We start from the raw sequence: 18,307 nt of genomic DNA, 5'->3' as shown, positions 1-18,307 counted from the left end.
CGCGTCAAGTGGAGCCTTCGTGTTGAACGGGTGGCACCACCGCAGGTGACAGGCCTGTGACGATTTGTACTGATAATGAATTTTTCCTGAACAGGGGCCGCATCTCGCGGTTCCGCAACAACGAAGGATGACCCATGTTTGAACTGAAGAAACTGACCCTGGCCCTGGGCCTGTCTGCGGTGGCGATGGCCTCGCAGGCTGCCGGCACCCTGATCTACTGTTCCGAAGGCAGCCCCGAAGGATTCGACACCGCACAGTACACGGCCGGCACCACGTTCGACGCCGCTGGTCACGCGATGTTCAACCGCCTCACCCAGTTCAAGAAGGGTGCCACCGATCTTGAGCCCAGCTTGGCGCAATCGTGGACCATTTCTCCCGACGGCCTGGTCTACACCTTCAAGCTGCGCAAGGGGGTGAAGTTCCACACCACCGACTACTTCAAGCCCGGCCGCGACATGACCGCCGATGATGTGATCTTCACCATTGAGCGCATGGTCAACAAGGAGCACCCATTCAACAAGGCCTACCCGGCGGAGTTCCCCTACGCCTCGGATGTGGGCCTGGAAAGCAACACCGCGTCGGTGAAGAAGACCGACGACCTGACGGTGGTCCTCACGCTCAAGAAACCCGACCCCGACCTGCTGGTCAAGCTGGCCATGCCGTTCGCCTCGGTGTTGTCCAAGGAATTTGCCGACAAGCTGGTCGCCGAAGGCAAAGCCTCGCAGATCAACCAGCAACCCGTGGGCACCGGCCCCTTTGTGCTGCGCCGCTACGAGAAGGATGCCCAGATTCGCTACGTCAAGCACAAGGATTACTGGAACGCCAAAGACGTGCTGGTGGACAACCTGATCTTCGCGATCACCACCGACGCTTCGGTGCGCTTCCAGAAGCTCAAGGCCGGCGAGTGCCACATCATGTCGTTCCCGAAGCCGCAAGACATTGCCGCGATGAAGGCTGACCCCAAGCTCAAGGTGGATACCGCACCCGGCTTCAACATCGGATACCTGAGCTACAACACCGAAAAAGCGCCGTTGAACAAGGTGGAGGTGCGGCAGGCGCTGGACATGGCGATCAACCGCAAGTCCATCATCGATGCCGTGTATCAGGGGCAGGGTCAGGAAGCGTCCAACCCGTTCCCGGCCTCACTGTGGTCCTACAACAAGGGCCTGAAAAACGCCGCCTACAGCCCTGAGAAAGCCAAGGAACTGCTGAAGAAAGCTGGCGTGGCCGAGGGCACCGAGATCACCTTGTGGGCCATGCCGGTGCAGCGCCCCTACAACCCCAACGCCAAGCTCATGGCCGAGATGATCCAGGCCGACTGGGCCAAGGTCGGCATCAAGGCCAAGATCACGCAGTACGAGTGGGGTGAGTACCTCAAGCGCCTGAAGCAGGGCGAGCACGACACCGGCCTGATCGGCTGGACCGGCGACTACGCGTCGCCCGACAACTTTCTGGGTGTGCTGCTCACCTGCGAAGCCATCGGCGGTTCCAACTACGCGCGCTACTGCAGCAAGGACTTCGACGCGCTCGTGCTCAAGGCCCGCAACAGCGTGAACCAGAAAGAGCGCACCGACCTGTACATGAAGGCCCAGGAAGTCTTCAAGAAGGACATGCCGTGGTCCACCATCGCCCACTCGACGGTCAACCAGCCCATGCGCAAGGAGCTCAACGGCTTCAAGATCAGCCCGTTCGGTGACTACAACTTCGAAGGCGTCAGTGTGAAGTGACCCCTCGCGCCGCCTGCGGCGTCACCCCCCGGGGGGCAACGCGAGCGGCCTGGCGAAGCCAGTTCCGCCGCGTTCTGCGCTCAGGCACGTTGCTCCGGCTGAATCGCAGGCGTCATCTTTGACGCCTGCTTTTTTTAGGCTGTTCTGAAAAATCCAAGAGGTGTTCCCTCATGCTGAGCTACATCCTCAAACGCTTGATGGTGCTGATCCCCACGTTCCTGGGCGTCACGCTGTTGACCTTTTCCCTCATTCGCCTGATTCCCGGTGACCCGGTGGAGGTGATGATGGGCGAGCGCACGCTCGACCCGGCCCTGCACGCCGAGGCCTTGAAACGGCTCGGGCTGGACCAGCCGCTGTATGTGCAATACGGCCGTTACCTCGGTGAACTGGTGCAGGGCAACCTGGGTCAGTCGCTCAAGACGCAGGCCAGCGTGTGGAGCGAGTTCAAGGCCTTGTTTCCGGCCACGCTGGAGCTGGCGCTGTGTGCGCTGTTGCTGGCGTTGGTGCTGGGATTGATCGCCGGTGTGCTGGCGGCCGTGAAGCGCGGCACCTGGCTGGACCATACCGTCATGACGGGTGCGCTCACGGGTTACTCCATGCCCATCTTCTGGTGGGGCCTGCTGCTGATCCTGATCTTCTCGGTGGGGCTGGGCTGGACGCCGGTGTCTGGCCGGCTGGACCTGATGTTCGATGTGCCGCCGCAGACCGGCTTCATGCTCATCGACGCCTGGATCGCCGAGCGCGCCGACCCCGAACTCAACAACGGTGCGGTGTGGGACGCGGCACGCCACCTCATCCTGCCCGCCATTGTGCTGGGCACCATCCCGCTGGCGGTGATCGCGCGCATGACGCGCTCGTCCATGCTGGAGGTGCTGCGCGAAGACTACGTGCGCACCGCGCGCGCCAAGGGGCTCTCGCCCATGCGCGTGATCTTCGTGCACACGCTGCGCAACGCGCTCATCCCCGTGCTCACTGTGGTGGGCCTGCAGGTGGGCACGCTCATGGGCGGCGCCGTGCTGACCGAGACCATCTTCTCCTGGCCCGGCATCGGCAAATGGCTCATCGACGCCATCGGCCGGCGCGACTACCCCGTGGTGCAGAACGGCATCCTGCTCGTGGCCACCCTCGTCATCCTGACCAACTTCGCCGTGGACCTGCTCTACGGTGTCGCCAACCCCCGCATCCGGGTGCAAACATCATGAGCCCCCACGCTCCACCGCTGCGCGGGTCGCTGCCCCCCGAGGGGGCTGATCCGGCTTGGGGCGGCCCGGCGCCGGATCGTCGCTCACTCTACCGCTGCGCGGAGATCTTTGAATGAACTTTGCTGAATTCTGGCGAGCCTTCTCGCACAACAAGGGTGCCGTGGCCGGCCTGGTGTTCATGGTGATCGTGGGCCTGCTCGCCATCTTTGCGCCCTGGGTCGCGCCGCACAGCCCTATCGAGCAGTACCGCGACAACTTCCTGCAGGCGCCGGTGTGGGCCGGTGGCAGCAGCCAGTTTCTGCTCGGCACCGACGAGCTCGGCCGCGACCTGCTCTCGCGCCTGATCCACGGCGCGCGGCTCTCGCTGCTGGTGGGCCTGGTGTCGGTGGTGATGGCGCTGATCCCGGGCGTGATCCTGGGGCTGGTGGCCGCGTTCGCCGGCAAGTGGGTGGACGCCACCATCATGCGCGCCATGGACATCGTGATGGCCTTGCCCTCGCTGCTGATGGCCGTGGCCATCATGGCCATCCTCGGCCCGGGCCTGCTCAACGCCATGATCGCCATCGCGCTGGTGTCGCTGCCGGCCTATGTGCGCCTGGTGCGCGCCTCGGCGCTGAGCGAGCTGCAGCGCGACTACGTCACCGCCGCGCGCCTGTCGGGCGCGCGCACGCTGCGCCTGATGTTCGTGACCGTGTTGCCCAACTGCACCGCGCCGCTGATCGTGCACGCCACCATGAGCTTCTCCGCCGCCATCCTCGAGATCGCGGCGCTGGGCTTCCTGGGCCTGGGCGTGCAGCCGCCGTTGCCCGAGTGGGGCACCATGCTCGCCTCGGCGCGCGACTACATCGAACGCGCCTGGTGGGTGGTGACGCTGCCGGGTCTGACGATTCTCTGGTCGGTGCTCGCGATCAACCTGGTGGGTGACGGGCTGCGCGATGCGCTGGACCCGAAGCTCAAGTCAGCATCTTGAAGCCCAGGGAACACACACCATGAGTCTTCTTGACATCCAAAACCTGCGCGTCGAGTTCGGCGCCAAAGGCCGAGCCTTCCGCGCGGTAGACACGCTCGATCTGCAGCTCGATCAGGGCCAAGTGCTCGGCATCGTGGGCGAATCGGGCTCGGGCAAATCGGTCGCCATGATGGCGCTGATGGGGCTGCTGGCGGGTCAGGGCCGGGTCACTGCGGATCAATTGCGGTTCGACGGAAAAGACCTGCAGACCATCAGCGACCGGCAGCGCCGCCAGATCCTGGGCAAAGACATGGCCATGATCTTCCAGGACCCGATGACCTCGCTCAACCCGAGCTTCACCGTGGGCTTCCAGATCGAAGAGGTGCTGCGCGAACACATGGGGCTGCGCGGCGCGGCGGCCAAAGCGCGCGCCATCGAGCTGCTGGAGATGGTGGAAATCCCCGGCGCCGCGAGCCGGCTGGAGAGCTACCCGCACCAGTTTTCGGGCGGCATGGCGCAGCGCGTGATGATCGCGATCGCCATCGCCTGCAACCCCAAGCTGCTGATCGCCGACGAGCCCACCACCGCGCTGGACGTGACCATCCAGGCGCAGATCATGGAGCTGCTGGTGCAGCTGCAGCAGGCGCACCACATGGCGCTGATCCTCATCACCCACGACCTCGCGGTGGTGGCCGAGGTGGCCCAGCGCGTCGCGGTGATGTACGCCGGCCAGGTGGTGGAGCAGGGCGAGGTGGCGCGTTTGTTCCGAGCGCCCACGCACCCCTACACGCACGCGCTGCTGCAGAGCGTGCCCGAGCACAGCCGCGGCGCGCGCCGCCTGCACACGCTGCCGGGCATCGTGCCTGGCCAGTTCGACCGGCCGGCGGGTTGCCTGCTGTCGCCGCGCTGCCCCAAGGCACAGACACGCTGCCACAACGAACGTCCAGACCTGCACGAGCAGGAAGGCGTGATGACACGCTGCTTTTTTCCCATGACGGCCGAGGAGGCGCTATGAGCGGCAATGTGATGCAGGCCGAATCGCTGACGCGCCACTACGGCGTGGCGCAAGGCTTCATGAAGCCCAGGGTCACTGTCAAGGCGCTGGTCGATGTGTCGTTCGAGCTGAAGGCCGGACAGACGCTGGCCGTGGTCGGCGAATCGGGCTGTGGCAAGAGCACGCTCGCGCGCCAGCTCACCCTGATCGAGCCGCCCACCGGCGGCCGCTTGCAGGTCGGCGGCGAGTGGGTGCAGCCGGGCGACCGCGCGCAATACAAGCGCCTGCGCAGCCAGGTGCAGATGGTGTTCCAGAACCCCTACGCCTCGCTCAACCCGCGCCAGAAAATCGGCCACCAGATCGCCGAGCCGCTGCTGCTCAACACCACGCTCAGCGCCAGCGAGCGCAAGGCCAAGGTGCTGGCGAGCCTGGAGCGCGTGGGCCTGCGCCCTGAACATTACGACCGCTACGCCCACATGTTCTCAGGCGGCCAGCGCCAGCGCATCGCCATCGCGCGCGCCATGGTGCTGCAGCCCAAGATCCTGGTGGCGGACGAGCCCACCTCGGCACTGGATGTGTCGATCCAGGCGCAGGTGCTCAACCTGTTCATGGACCTGCAGGAGCAGCTGCAGACCGCCTACGTGTTCGTCTCGCACAACCTCGCGGTGGTCGAGCACATCGCCAACGATGTGATGGTGATGTACCTGGGGCGCGTGGTCGAGGCCGGCCCCAAAGCCACCATCTTCGCCAACGCGCTGCACCCGTACACCCAGGCTTTGCTGTCGGCCACGCCGTCGATTGACCCGGCGCAGCGCCAGAAGAAGATCAAGATCCACGGCGAGCTGCCCAGCCCGCTGAACCCGCCCACGGGCTGCGCCTTTCACAAGCGCTGCCCGAAGGCGGATGCGCGTTGTGAGAGTGAGTTGCCTTTGTTGCGGCCTCTGGAAGGACGGCAGGTGGCTTGCCACCACGTTTGAGTCTTCTGGCTCTTGGTCGTTGCGCAGGGTAAGCGCTTTGCCTTCGGCGCTCGTGTCGGGCTGGCAGGGGCAGGTGGTCCGGGTGCTCGTTCTCCGTCCCACCTCGCGGGTGTCTGCCCGGGTAGGCTGACGTGGCTTCATCAACACCTTTTGTTGCGCTCCGCCGCGTGGGCAACCGCGAATGGGGACTGCGCCCGCTCACCCAAACCACCTGCCCCGACGTGACGTTGGCGCGAACCGCAGGCCGACCCACACGGTTTTGAGGACGATGGTGGCATCCCCGGGCGCAGGCCCCATTCGCCGTTGCCACAGAGGCCACACGCCCAAGCGGGGTTGACGCGGTGATGGCTGCGCGCCCACTCAGCCGACGGCGAGCGTGGGCCGGAGAACGGGGGTGACGCCATCGTCCTGCACGAGGTGCAGGTTCAACTGTTCCCGGACCTTCCCGCAACGCATCTTCAATGCGAGCGAGTTCAAGCGTTGAACTGCAAAGCCGCCAACCCCGCGTACACCCCACCCTGCGCCACCAGTTGCGCATGCGTGCCCTGTTCCACCAGCCGCCCATGGTCGAGCACCACGATGTGGTCGGCCTGTTGCACCGTGGCCAGGCGGTGGGCGATGACCAGCGTGGTGCGGTCTTTCATGGCCGACTCCAGCGCGGCCTGCACCATGCGCTCGCTCTGCGCGTCCAGCGCGCTGGTGGCTTCGTCCAGCAACAGCAGCGGCGGGTTCTTCAGCATGGCGCGGGCGATGGCGATGCGCTGGCGTTGCCCGCCCGAGAGGCGCACACCGCGCTCGCCGAGGAAGGTGTGATAACCCTCAGGCAGCTTGCAGAGGAACTCGTCGGCAAACGCCGCGTGGGCCGCGGCGCGCACCTGATCGTCACTCGCGCCGGGTTTGCCGTAGCGGATGTTCTCCATCGCACTGCTGGAGAAAATCACCGGGTCCTGCGGCACGATGCCGATGCGCGAGCGCAGCTCGTGCAGGTTCAGCTGGTGGATCGGCACGCCGTCGAGCGCGATCACGCCCGAGGCCGGGTCGTAGTAGCGCAGCAGCAGGCCGAACACCGTGCTCTTGCCCGCGCCGCTCGGCCCCACCAGGGCCACGGTCTGCCCGGGTTTCACGTCAAGCGAAAAACCCGCCAGCGCCGCCTGTGCGGGTCGCGACGGGTAGTGGAAGGTGATGTCATCAAACCGCAGCGCGCTGCCGCCCTGCGGCGTGGCCGCGGCCACCGGCACCTCCGGCGACTGCACCGGTGATTCGAGGCTCAGCAGCTCCATCAGCCGCTCGCTCGCGCCCGCCGCGCGCAGCAGGTCGCCATACACCTCGCCCAGCACCGCCACCGCGCCGGCCAGGATGACGATGTAGACCACGGTCTGGCCCAGGTGGCCGGCGGTGATCTCGCCGGCGATCACGGCCTGCGTGCCCTGGTACAGGCCCCACAGCAGCAGGGCGGCGGTGCTGATGATGATGAAGGCCACCAGCCCGGCGCGCGCGCGGCTGCGCTTCACGGCGGTGCCGAAGGCGTGTTCGGTCGAATCGGCGAAGCGCCGCGATTCGCGGTCTTCGGCGGTGTAGCTCTGCACGATGGGGATCGCGTTCAGCACCTCGGCCGCGATGGCGCTGGAGTCGGCCACGCGGTCCTGGCTGGCGCGCGAGAGCTTGCGCACGCGCCGGCCAAACCACATGCTCGGCAGCACCACCAGCCCGATGATCAGCGACACCTGCAGCATCACGTAGGGGTTGGTCCACACCAGCATGATCAGCGCGCCGATGCCGGTCACCGCGTTGCGCAGGCCCATGGAGAGTGACGAGCCCACCACGGTCTGCACCAGCGTGGTGTCGGTGGTCAGGCGCGAGAGCACCTCGCCGGTCTGCGTGGTCTCGAAGAACTGCGGGCTCTGGCGCAGCACGTGGCTGTACACCGCGTTGCGCAGGTCGGCGGTGACGCGCTCGCCGATCCAGCTCACGAAATAGAAGCGCACGGCCGACGAGATGCCGAGCAGCACCGCCACGCCAAAGAGCTGCGCGAAGTGCCCGCGCAGCGCCATGGCCTGATCGCCACGTCCCGGTGTCACCAGCCCGCCGTCGATCAGGTGGCGCAGCGCCCAGGGAAACAGCAGGGTGGCGGCCGCCGCGAGCATCAGGAACAGGATGGCCAGGCCGATCTGCAGCCGGTAGGGCCGCATGAAGGGGCGCAGACCGCCCAGGGAGGCGGGCGTGGACGACTTGGGGCGTTCGGTGGCGGATGCGGTGCTCATGGGTCGAGTGTGCCGGTTTTCGTGGGGTGCCATGCCTCAGGGCGCCCCGTGCCGGTGTTAGCATTTCCGGCTTACATCCGTACACAAGTACACAAAAAAGGCAGGGAATGGAACCGACAGACGAATTTGAAGAAACCGAGCGCTTGACGCTGGAGCCGGCGCCGCCATCCGGCCCGCAGACGCTGGACATCCGCTTCACCGGATCGGGCAGCGAGTATTTCCGCATCTGGATCGTCAACCTCCTGCTCACGCTGGTGACGCTGACCCTGTACCTGCCGTTCGCCCGCGCGCGGCGCATGGCCTATTTCCAGAACAACACGCTGGTCGGCGGTGACCCGCTGGGTTTTCACGCCGATCCCTGGAAGATGTTTCGCGGTTACCTGCTGGTGCTGGTGCTGGGCGTCAGCTACTCGGCGGTGTCCAACTTCATGCCGACCCTGTCCTGGGTGGCCCTGCTGGTGTTTGCCCTGCTGTGGCCGGCGCTGTGGCGCGCGTCGCTGCAGTTCCGCCTGCGCAACACCAGCTGGCGCGGCGTGCGGCTGGCCTTCGTGGGTGACCTGAAGTCTGCCTACCTCGCCATGCTGCCCTTCTTCATTCCCGCGCTGGCGTTGGCGCTGCTGGTGCCCGACATGAGCGACCCCGAGGTGGTCTCCGAAGAAGCGGCCCAGCAGGCCGCGATCACCGTGGGGCTGGTGGTGCTGGGTTTCATGGTGCTGGTGCCCTGGTTGTGGGCGCGCATCAAGGCCTACCAGCATGGTGGATACGCTTTTGCGCAGGAGCGCACCGGGTTCACCGCCGGCGCCAAACGCTTCTACGGCCTGTCGATCAAGATCGCCGGCGTCTCCCTGCTGGTGCTGATGGGGCTGGGCACGCTGATGGGCGTGCTGTTTGGTGCGTTGGTGTCGCTGGGCATGGCCAGCCTGGGCGACCTCGTCAACCCGGGCGAGGGTGCGGGCATGCTGTTCATGGTGGGCGCGGGTGCGGTGATCGCCATGGTCTATGTGCTCTGGCCGCTGATCGTGGGTTCCTACATGACCTCGCGCTTCCAGAACCTGCTCTGGTCGAACACACGCAGCCCCCGCATCCGCTTCACCAGCCAGCTCAGACTCGCGCCGCTCATGCGCGTGAACATCGTCAACTGGCTGCTGATCGCCCTCACGCTCGGGCTGTACTGGCCCTTTGCCAAGGTGCGCTCCGCGCGCATCCGCCTCGAAGCCATGAGCGTCCAGGTGGAAGGCGACGTGGACCGCTGGGTGAGCGACTCGCTGCAGCAGCCTGCGGGGGTGATCGGCGACGCGGCGGGTGACTTCTTCGGCATCGACATGGGCCTGTGATGGACGGCATGGCCGTGACCCTGAGCACCCGTTGGTTCGACGGCCGCAGCCCCCGGCCTCAGTCGGTGACCCTGCGCGTCGACGGCGATGAGCTGCTCCTGCGCACGCAAGATGGTGCGGTCGAGCACCGCTACCCGCTGGCCCGGGTGCGCTGGCCCGAGCGCCGCACCCACGGGCAGCGCCAGACCGAGCTGCCCGACGGCAGCCTGATCCAGCACGCCGACGCCGCCGAGTGGGACGCCTGGTGGCAGGCCCAGGGGCATCGGGAGGGCGCGGTGGTGGGCTGGATGCAGAGCTGGCGCGCGACGCTGGTGGCCATGGCCGGCACCGTGGCGTTTCTGGCGGCGGCCTGGGTCTGGGGCGTGCCCTGGCTCAGCACCACCCTGGCCCACCTGGTGCCGCAGGCGCTGGAGGAGCGCATCGGCGAGGCCAGCATGTCGCAGCTCCAGTCGATCTTTCTGACGCCGAGCGAGCTGCCCCAGAAGCAGCAGGACGCCCTGCGCCAGCGCTTCGCGGCGGTGGTGAAGGCGAGCCACCCGGACGGCGACGCGCCGCCCTGGAACCTCTCATTCCACAAGAGCGACATCCTGGGCGCCAACGCCTTTGCCCTGCCGGGCGGTGCCATCGTCATGACCGACGACCTGGTGAAGATGCTGGAAGACCGGCCCGACGCCCTTGTGGGCGTGCTGGCACACGAACTCGGCCATGTGCAGCACCGGCATGGGCTCGACATGCTGGTGCGCTCCAGCCTCGTCAGCGCCTTGGTCGGTGTGGTGCTGGGTGATGCGAGCAGCTTCCTCGCCACGGTGCCCGCCACGCTGGTGACCCAGTCCTACAGCCGCGACGCCGAGCGCGAGGCCGATGCCCATGCGGCAGCGTTGTTGCACGCCGGGGGCATCTCCCCGGCGGAAATGGCGGTGTTTTTCGAGCGCATCCAGGCCGAGGAGCGGCAAGGCGACGCCGATGCCGATGCCGGCAGTGACGCGGCGGAAGAGGGTGGCGATGCCCTGCCGATCTCGATCGCCAGCCACCCGGACCACGCCGAGCGCATCCGGTTTTTCCGGGAGTGGAAACCCTTTCATTGAGCCCATCGGCCGCTTCAGCGGCGCGGGCTTGGGCGCTCCCGAGGGACGCGATAATCGGGGGTCCCCATTTCAGCGCCCCGTCAGTCATGCGAACTCCGTCCACGCACGCCCCAACATTCCCCTGGTTCCGCCGCCTGAGCCTCGTGCTGCTGGTGGCCATGCTGGCCGCCTGCGGTGGCGGCGCTTCCGACCAGAGTGCGGACGACAGCGTCGCCACCCAGAACACCCCCCTCGTGTCGGGCAAGACCGAGCTGGATGCCTGGGCAGACTATGCCGACTCGGGGCAGACCTTGCCCATGCCCACGGCCGAGGAGGAGATCGAGGCCCAGCTGGGGGTGGCGGCCCGGCTCAACCGGCAAGAGCTGGAAGCGGCCCGCCAGGAGGCGAACCAGAGGAAATCGGCGGTGTCCGGGCAGGCGACCGCCAAGGCCTTCGTGGGCGAGGTCCTGGCCTACCGGTTTCTCAACACCCGGACCGGGGCGCATTTCTACACCGTCTCCGAGGCCGAGCGGGACCAGGTGATCGAGACCCTGCCCCAGTTCCACTACGAGGGACCGGCCTTCACGGTCAGCACCACCCCGCAGGACGGGCTGCTGCCGGTCTACCGGTTCTTCAACACGGCCACCGGCGTTCACCTCTACACCATCAGCGAGGCGGAAAAGGCGCACATCCAGGCCAACCTGCCGACCTACCAGTTCGAGGGCGTGGCCTACCACGCCAGCGCGGTCGGTGGTGTCGGTTTCAAACCCCTCTACCGCTTCTACCGGCCAGACCGCGGGTTTCACTTCTACACCGCCAGTTTTGAGGAGCGCGACACCGTCATCGACACGGCGTGCGCCTACCGCTTTGAGGGCACCGCCTATTACGTGCTGGACGCATCGGCCACCACCGAACCGCCGGCCGCGTACATCAACAGCGTGGTCATGGTGGTCGGTGACTCGCTGTCACAGGGCTATGGCGTCAGCATCAACGGCAACCCCTACAGCTTCGTCACCAAGGGCAAGGTCTGGACCGAGACGCTGGCCTCCGCCATCAAGACCCGCACCGGGCACAACTGCAACCGCGTGGTCAATGTCAGCATAGGGGGCATGCGCACCGACCAGGGCGCCAGCCGCATCCAGGGCTGGGTGAACCAGCACGCACCCACCCATGTGATCGTGGCGCTCGGCACCAACGACGCCTGGCAAAACCGCTCCTTCAGCAGCATGCAGGTCGGCCTCAACGCGATCCACCGGGTCAGTCAGGCCGCAGGCAGCAGGGTGTACGTGATGGACTTCGCCTTCTACCCCAAGGGCACGGCCTACCGCCAGAGCATGACGGGGATGTACCAGCAGGTGGCGGCGAACAACCAGAGCACCTATTTCTTGGGCTCGGCAGGTGTGCCGGCCACCAGCACCTACTACCACCCGGATTCGGTGCATTTGAAGGACGCGGCCCAGCCCACCGTGCAGGAAAACGTCTGGCAGGCCCTGTTGCCCACCCTCTGAGCCGCCTTACCTCGGCAGCTGCTGGCTCACCACGCGGGTGTGGGCTTCTTCGAGTTCGTTGATCAGCCCGTCGATCTGTTCCATGAACTGGTCGCGACTGGCGTGGGGGTTTCGTGTGATCAGGGCGGTGGAGCGGTCGGCCAGACCGTTCTCACCCGCCTGGCGCGCCCAGCGCCGCACTTCGCAGTAGGCCAGCAGGGCCAACCGTCCCATGTCGCCGTTGCGGCGCGCATGGACCATGTCCCCGAGGATGTCCTCGAGTCCGAGTTGCAATGGAGCGGTGGAATTTGCCATGGTGCAGTGCAGCATTATGGGTGGCTTCCTCACCGATGACAACCGCGCCCACCGCCCTGCAAGGCCATTGGCCCGGCACAAAGACCGCGCGTGCCCCAGGTGTTGCGTCCGGCGGCGGCGTGTTCTTGGCCGTTTGCTGTAAGGATGTGGTTGCCCGGACGACCCAACTGTCTCCGGGCCGATGAGCGGCGCCGTCCGGCGCACCGCCCGACACCTCGCAAGGACACTGTGATGGAAAGACGCACCATGTTGAAGCATTTCGCCGGCTGGCTGGCCGGCCTGTCGCTGCCCGCCACCACCCTGGCCGCACCGCCGTTTCCCCTGAGCAAGACGGCGGCGCAGTGGAAGGCCCTGGTGTCGCCCGCGGCCTACGGCGTGCTGTTCGAGCACGGCACCGAGCGCGCCGGCAGCAGCCCGCTCAACGGCGAAAAGCGCCCCGGCACCTTCGTGTGCGCCGCGTGCCAGTTGCCGCTGTTCGACGCCGCGCACAAATACGAGAGCGGCACCGGCTGGCCCAGCTTCTGGCAGCCGCTGGCGGGCGCGCTGGGCACCTCGACCGACTACAAGGCCTTCTACCCGCGCACCGAGTACCACTGCTCGCGCTGCGGCGGGCACCAGGGCCATGTGTTCAATGACGGCCCCAAACCCACCGGCAAACGCTATTGCAACAACGGCGTGGCGCTGGCTTTTGTGCCGAAAGAGCAGGCCTTGCCTGCCCTGCGCACTTGAGATTTCCCTTGAAAGACACCATGAACCCCAATCGCCCGATCCTGTCTGTTGTGGCGGCCCTGCTGCTGTCCACCGCCCCGCTCACCCACGCCGCCACGGCCACCGCCGTGTTCGCTGGCGGCTGCTTCTGGTGCATCGAAAAAGACTTTGAACAGCTGCCCGGCGTGGTGGCGGTCGAGTCGGGCTACACCGCCGGCAAGACCCCCAACCCGACCTACGAGCAGGTGAGCAATGGCCACACCGGGCACACGGAAGCCGTGCGCGTGACCTACGACCCGGCCAAGGTGAGTTATCCGCAACTGGTCGAGTACTTCTGGCGCCACATCGACCCCACGGTCAAGGACCGGCAGTTTTGCGACATCGGCTCGCAGTACCGCAGCGGCATCTACTGGGGCAACGCGGCCGAACGCCAGGTGGCCGAGGCGAGCCGCGACGCGTTGCTGAAGAGTGGCCGTTTCAAGACCATCCACACCGAGCTCGCGCCCGCCAGCGCCTTCTACCTGGCCGAGGACTACCACCAGGACTATTACAAGAAAAACGAGCTGCGCTACAGCTACTACCGGCTGTCGTGCGGACGCGACGCGCGCGTCAAAGCACTCTGGAAGTAGGCCCGACACCGGCGGCGCGCACAGGCCCGCGGGCGGCCAGGAGCGACAGGCGCGTGTGTCGGGGTGGCGCTTGACTCAGGTCAGTGCTCGCGGCACCGTGCTTTGAAATACTGGGGGTGTGTGCCGCCGCCATGTATGGTGGCGGTTCTGTCCGATCCTTCACCCTGTTCGTTTCCATGCCAACCCCTGCTCCCGACCGTGAACCGGTCTTCGTGGCCCGCGGCCTCACCAAGGTCTACGGCGAAGGCGAGACCGCAGTGCACGCCCTGCGCGGCGTGGACCTGGACGTGGTGCGCGGCGAGTTCGTGGTGCTGCTCGGGGCCTCGGGCAGCGGCAAGTCGACCTTGCTCAACATCCTGGGCGGGCTGGACACGGCCACCAGCGGCTCGGCGCAGTGGACGCACGCGGGCGAGGTGCACGAGCTCACCGGCGCCGACGACGCCGAGCTCACGCGCTACCGGCGCGAGCACGTGGGCTTCGTGTTCCAGTTCTACAACCTGATCCCCAGCCTCACGGCGCGCGAAAACGTGGCGCTGGTGACCGACCTCGCCGACGACCCGATGCGGCCCGAAGACGCGCTGGCGCTGGTGGGGCTGGGCGAGCGCCTGGACCACTTCGTGTCGCAGCTATCGGGCGGCGAGCAGCAGCGCGTGGCCATCGCGCGGGCCATCGCCAAACGCCCCGCGGTGCTGCTGTGCGACGAACCCACCGGCGCGCTCGACTGCGCCACCGGCGTGATGGTGCTGCAGGCCATCGAGCAGGTGAACCGCGAGCTCGGCACCACCACCATCGTCATCACCCACAACGCGCCCATCGCCGAGCTGGCCGACCGCGTGCTGCGCCTGGCCGACGGGCGCATCGTCGAGACCCGCGTCAACCCGCAGAAGGTGGCGGCGTCCACGCTGCGCTGGTGACACCGCGATGAAAGCGATCCACATCAAGCTCTGGCGCGACCTCACGCGGCTGCGCGCGCAGGTGGCGACCATCGCCATGGTCGTGGCCATCGGCGTGGCCGGTTTCGTGGGCATGTTCTCGGTGCACGAATCGCTCCAGGGTTCGCGCGACGCCTTCTACCGCGACAACCGGCTCGCCGACGTGTTCGCGAACGTCAAGCGCGCCCCGGTGCACCTGCGCGAGCGCCTGGCCGCCTTGCCCGGCGTGGCCGAGGTGAAGCTCGACGTGGTGTTCGACGCGCAGATCGACCTGCCGGGCGTGCTGCCGCCCGTGACGGGGCGTTTCATCGGGCTCGACCTCGCGCGCGTGCACGCCGGCCGCCAGGGCCTGAACGCGCTCACCTTGAAGCGCGGGCGCTGGCCCGAGCGCGACGGCGCGCTCGAAGCCCTGGTGAGCGACCGTTTTGCGGCGGCGCGCGGCCTGAACCCCGGCGACACCGTGCACGCCATCTTGAATGGCAAACGCGAGGCCGTGCACCTCGTGGGCACGGCGGCCTCGCCCGAGTACGTGTTCGCCTCGCAGGGTGGGGCGCCCGACGACACCTCGTTCGGCATCTGGTGGATCGACGGCGCGCGCATGACGCAGGCCTTCGACATGCAGGGCGCGTTCAACCTGGCCTCGCTGCGGCTCGACGCCGGGGCCTCGGTGGCGCCGGTGCTGGCCCAGGTGGACCGCCTGCTCGAACCCTACGGCGCCATCGGATCGACGGGGCGCGACAAGCAGCTCTCGGCCAAGATCGTCAACGACGAACTGGCCTCGCTCAAGGTCATGGGCACGGTGCTGCCGGCCATCTTTCTGGCCGTGGCCATGTTCATCCTCAACGTGGTGCTGAGCCGGCAGGTCGCCACGCAGCGCAGCCAGATCGCGGCGCTCAAGGCGCTGGGCTACAGCGACGGCGCGATCGCCTGGCACTACATCCAGCTCGCGCTGGCCATCGCCGGGCTGGGCCTGCTGGTGGGGCTGGGCTTCAGCGAGGCCATCGGGCGCGGCATGCTGCTCTTGTACGACGAGGTGTTCCGCTTCAACGGGCTGCGTTACGTGACCACGGTCTGGCTCGTGGTGGCCTCGGTGTTCATCGCCTGCGCCGCCGCCGCGGCCGGCACCTGGAGCGCGATCCGCGCGGTGGTGCGCCTGAGCCCGGCGCAGGCCATGCAGCCGCCGTCGCCACCGAGCTACCAGCGCACGCTGGCCGAGCGCCTGGGCCTCGGGCGCTGGGTCAGCACCGGCGCGATGATGGTGATCCGCAACGTCGAGCGCCGCCCGCTGCGCGCGGCCTTCACCGTGACCGGCATCGCGCTGGCGGTGGCGCTGCAGATCTCGGGCGCGTTCTGGCTCGACGCCATCGCGCACATCGTGGACGTGCAGTTCCGCCAGGTGCAGCAGGGCGACGTGCTGGTGAACTTCCGCCGCCCGGTGCCGGTGGGCGTGGTGCAGGACCTGCAGCGCCTGCCCGGCGTGCTCGACGCCGAGCCCTACCGCACCGAGCCCGTGCGCGTGAGCCTGGGCGGGCGCACCGTGGACACGGCCCTGCTGGGGTTCCGCGGCGACGCGAAGCTGATGCGCGTGGTCGACGAACAGCGTGGCGCGGTGGCGCTGCCGGCGCACGGCGTGGTGCTGAGCGCGCTGCTCGCCAAGGAACTGGGCGCGCGCGTGGGCGACCGCGTCGAGATCGCGTTCCGGCTCTGGAGCCAGACGCGGGTGCCGGTGGTGGTGGTGGACGTGGTGCACACCATGTTCGGCCAGCAGCTCTACATGAACCTCGACGCCATGAACCGGCTCGCGCGCGACGGCGACGGCGTGGCCGACGCGGCGCTGCAGGTGGACCCGCTGGCCATGGACGCCTTCTGGGGCGCGGTGAAGGCCGCGCCCATGATCAACTCGGTGTTCGACAAGGCCGGCTCCATGGCCGCCTTCGACAAGACCACCTCGCGCAACATGGGCATCTTCAGCGGCATCCTCACGCTGTTTGCGGTGGCGATGGCGGTGGGCATCATCTACAACGCGGCGCGCATCTCGCTGTCCGAGCGCGCCTGGGAGCTGGCGAGCCTGCGCGTGCTGGGCATGACGCGGGCCGAGGTCTCGGTGCTGCTGCTGGCCGAGCTGGGCGCCGAGCTGCTGCTGGCGCTGCCCGTGGGCGGGCTCGCGGGCTGGGGGCTGGCCACGCTGATGATGCAGCTGATGTCGTCGGACAGCATCGATTTCCCCGTCGTGATCGAACCGTCCACCTACGCCTCGGCGGCCCTCATCGTGCTCGCTGCGGGTGTGGCCAGCGCCTTGCTGGTGCGGCGCAAGATCGACCAACTGGACCTGGTGTCCGTATTGAAGGTGCGTGAATGAACGACAAGAGCAAGGCTTCCAACACATCGAAGAAGTCCCGCCGCTGGCTGTGGTGGGGTTTGCTGGGGGTGGCTGCCGTGGGGCTGGTGGTCGCGGTGTACCGGCCGCGCCCGCTGCGGGTCGAGGTGGCCACGGTCGCCACCGGCACCTTCCAGCAGGCCATCGAAGAAGACGGGCAGCTGCGGCTGAAGCACCGCTACGTGATCACCGCGCCCACCTCGGCGCAACTGCTGCGCCCCACGCTCCAGGTGGGCGACGCGGTGAAGGCCGGCGAGGTGGTGGCCACCTTGCAGCCGGTGGCCCCGCAGATGATCGACGCGCGCACGCGCAGCGTGTTGCAGCAGCGCGTGGGCAGCGCCGAGGCCGCGCGCCGCGCCGCCGCCGCGCAGGTGCAGCGCGCGCAGACCGCGCTGTCGCTGGCCACGCTCGAAGCCAACCGCGCCAGCCAGCTCGCGAAAGACCAGTTCATCGCGCCCTCGGCGCGCGACCAGGCCGAGCTCGCCCGGCAGGCCGCGTTGCAGGCGCTGAACGCCGCGCGGGCCGAGCAGGCCATGGCCGACTTTGCGCTGGCCGAGGCCCGCGCCGGGCTCAGCCTGGCCGCCCCTGCGGCCGCGCAGACCGCCGGGCTGTGGCAGATCAAGAGCCCGGTGAACGGCCAGGTGCTCAAGCTGCACCTGGAGAGCGAGGCCCCGGTCACGGCCGGCGCGCCCCTGCTGGTGGTCGGTGACACGGCACAGATGGAGGCGGTGATCGACGTGCTCTCGGGCGAGGTGCGGCAGGTGCGGCCCGGCGCGGCCGTGGCGCTGTCCACCGGCAGCGGTGCGCCCGCCATGTCGGGCCAGGTGCTGCGCGTGGAGCCGATGGCGTTCACCAAGGTGTCGGCGCTGGGCATCGAAGAGCAGCGGGTGAACGTGGTCGTGGCACTGGCGCCCGCTGTGGGCGAGGCCGCGCGGCTGGGCGACGGGTTTCGCGTCGATGCGCGCATCACCGTGTCGTCGCAGGCCGACGCCCTGCTGGTGCCGAGCGCGGCGCTGGTGCGCGACGGCGAGCGCTGGCGCGTGTTCGTGGTGGAGGCCGGCCAGGCGCGCGCACGCAGCGTGCAGATCAGCGACCGCAACGCCGACGTGGCGTGGGTGAAAGAGGGCCTGACGGCGGGCGAGACCGTGGTGCTGTACCCGGGCAGCGTGATGACGGACGGGCAGCCGGTGAAGACGAAGTAACCCCCCGCAGCGCTTCGCGCTACCCCCCCAGGGGGCGACATCAGCCGTCCGGCAAAGCCGGCCCGGCGATGTCCTGGGCTGGGGTGCTTCATGTGTGGCGGATCTCGCTCCGGGAGGGGGGACTGCGTGTTCATCTCACCTGCTCACCT

General features: G+C 67.8%; 15 protein-coding genes. 13 read left to right on the top strand and 2 right to left on the bottom strand.

Going from position 1 to position 18,307, the window contains the following annotated elements; translation table 11 throughout:
* Positions 1-134: 134 nt before the first annotated feature.
* From IM738_RS13395 to IM738_RS13375, 5 genes are all read left to right on the top strand, one after another.
* Positions 135-1,727 (top strand): ABC transporter substrate-binding protein, encoded by a 1,593-nt coding sequence (locus IM738_RS13395; protein WP_236961255.1) that lies wholly within the window; start codon positions 135-137, stop codon positions 1,725-1,727.
* Positions 1,728-1,897: 170 nt separating this feature from the next.
* Positions 1,898-2,929, top strand: a complete 1,032-nt coding sequence (locus tag IM738_RS13390) for an ABC transporter permease subunit (RefSeq protein WP_236961254.1) — start codon at positions 1,898-1,900, stop codon at positions 2,927-2,929.
* A gap of 112 nt (positions 2,930-3,041) precedes the next feature.
* Entirely contained in the window at positions 3,042-3,899 is an 858-nt protein-coding gene (locus IM738_RS13385; protein ID WP_236961253.1) for an ABC transporter permease subunit, read from the top strand.
* 19 nt (positions 3,900-3,918) lie between these two features.
* Positions 3,919-4,893 (top strand): ABC transporter ATP-binding protein, encoded by a 975-nt coding sequence (locus tag IM738_RS13380; protein WP_236961252.1) that lies wholly within the window; start codon positions 3,919-3,921, stop codon positions 4,891-4,893.
* Positions 4,890-5,849, top strand: a complete 960-nt coding sequence (locus IM738_RS13375; RefSeq protein WP_236961251.1) for a dipeptide ABC transporter ATP-binding protein — start codon at positions 4,890-4,892, stop codon at positions 5,847-5,849. The genes IM738_RS13380 and IM738_RS13375 overlap by 4 nt, the downstream gene beginning before the upstream one ends.
* A 473-nt stretch (positions 5,850-6,322) precedes the next feature.
* On the opposite strand, the gene IM738_RS13370 is transcribed toward IM738_RS13375, so the two are convergent.
* Entirely contained in the window at positions 6,323-8,110 is a 1,788-nt protein-coding gene (locus tag IM738_RS13370) for an ABC transporter transmembrane domain-containing protein (RefSeq protein ID WP_236961250.1), read from the bottom strand.
* 107 nt (positions 8,111-8,217) lie between these two features.
* Here IM738_RS13370 and IM738_RS13365 point away from each other — a divergent pair, with 107 nt between their 5' ends.
* The 3 genes from IM738_RS13365 (at position 8,218) to IM738_RS13355 (ending at position 12,016) form a co-directional block, all read left to right on the top strand.
* Positions 8,218-9,444: a YjgN family protein gene (locus IM738_RS13365; RefSeq protein WP_236961249.1), complete on the top strand. Its 1,227-nt coding sequence runs from the start codon at positions 8,218-8,220 to the stop codon at positions 9,442-9,444.
* Positions 9,444-10,529 (top strand): M48 family metallopeptidase, encoded by a 1,086-nt coding sequence (locus IM738_RS13360; protein ID WP_236961248.1) that lies wholly within the window; start codon positions 9,444-9,446, stop codon positions 10,527-10,529. The genes IM738_RS13365 and IM738_RS13360 overlap by 1 nt, the downstream gene beginning before the upstream one ends.
* 86 nt (positions 10,530-10,615) lie before the next feature.
* A complete protein-coding gene (locus IM738_RS13355) occupies positions 10,616-12,016 on the top strand; it encodes a GDSL-type esterase/lipase family protein (protein ID WP_236961247.1) in 1,401 nt (466 codons plus the stop codon).
* Positions 12,017-12,022: 6 nt separating this feature from the next.
* Here IM738_RS13355 and IM738_RS13350 read toward each other — a convergent pair whose 3' ends face one another.
* Complete coding sequence (locus IM738_RS13350; RefSeq protein ID WP_236961246.1) at positions 12,023-12,310, bottom strand: hypothetical protein; 288 nt, start codon at positions 12,308-12,310, stop codon at positions 12,023-12,025.
* A 231-nt stretch (positions 12,311-12,541) separates the two neighbouring features.
* Between IM738_RS13350 and msrB the strand changes: the two genes are divergently transcribed.
* The 5 genes from msrB to IM738_RS13325 all read left to right on the top strand — a co-directional run bounded on the left by msrB (position 12,542) and on the right by IM738_RS13325 (position 18,158).
* Positions 12,542-13,039: a peptide-methionine (R)-S-oxide reductase MsrB gene (gene msrB / locus IM738_RS13345; protein WP_236961245.1), complete on the top strand. Its 498-nt coding sequence runs from the start codon at positions 12,542-12,544 to the stop codon at positions 13,037-13,039.
* Positions 13,040-13,059: 20 nt separating this feature from the next.
* Positions 13,060-13,647: a peptide-methionine (S)-S-oxide reductase MsrA gene (gene msrA, locus IM738_RS13340; RefSeq protein ID WP_236961244.1), complete on the top strand. Its 588-nt coding sequence runs from the start codon at positions 13,060-13,062 to the stop codon at positions 13,645-13,647.
* Positions 13,648-13,823: 176 nt separating this feature from the next.
* Entirely contained in the window at positions 13,824-14,561 is a 738-nt protein-coding gene (locus tag IM738_RS13335) for an ABC transporter ATP-binding protein (RefSeq protein WP_236961243.1), read from the top strand.
* Between the two features lie 7 nt (positions 14,562-14,568).
* Positions 14,569-16,938, top strand: a complete 2,370-nt coding sequence (locus tag IM738_RS13330) for an ABC transporter permease (protein ID WP_236961242.1) — start codon at positions 14,569-14,571, stop codon at positions 16,936-16,938.
* Positions 16,935-18,158 carry an efflux RND transporter periplasmic adaptor subunit gene (locus IM738_RS13325; protein ID WP_236961241.1) on the top strand — a complete coding sequence of 408 codons (1,224 nt, stop codon included), beginning with the start codon at positions 16,935-16,937 and terminating at the stop codon, positions 18,156-18,158. Before IM738_RS13330 ends, IM738_RS13325 begins: the two co-directional genes overlap by 4 nt.
* Positions 18,159-18,307: the final 149 nt, after the last annotated feature.

The sequence above is a fragment of the Hydrogenophaga sp. SL48 genome, assembly GCF_021729865.1.
Classification (GTDB): Bacteria; Pseudomonadota; Gammaproteobacteria; order Burkholderiales; family Burkholderiaceae_C; genus Hydrogenophaga.
Note: the sequence above shows the minus strand (reverse complement) of the source record. Positions and strands in the feature narration are given on the sequence as shown.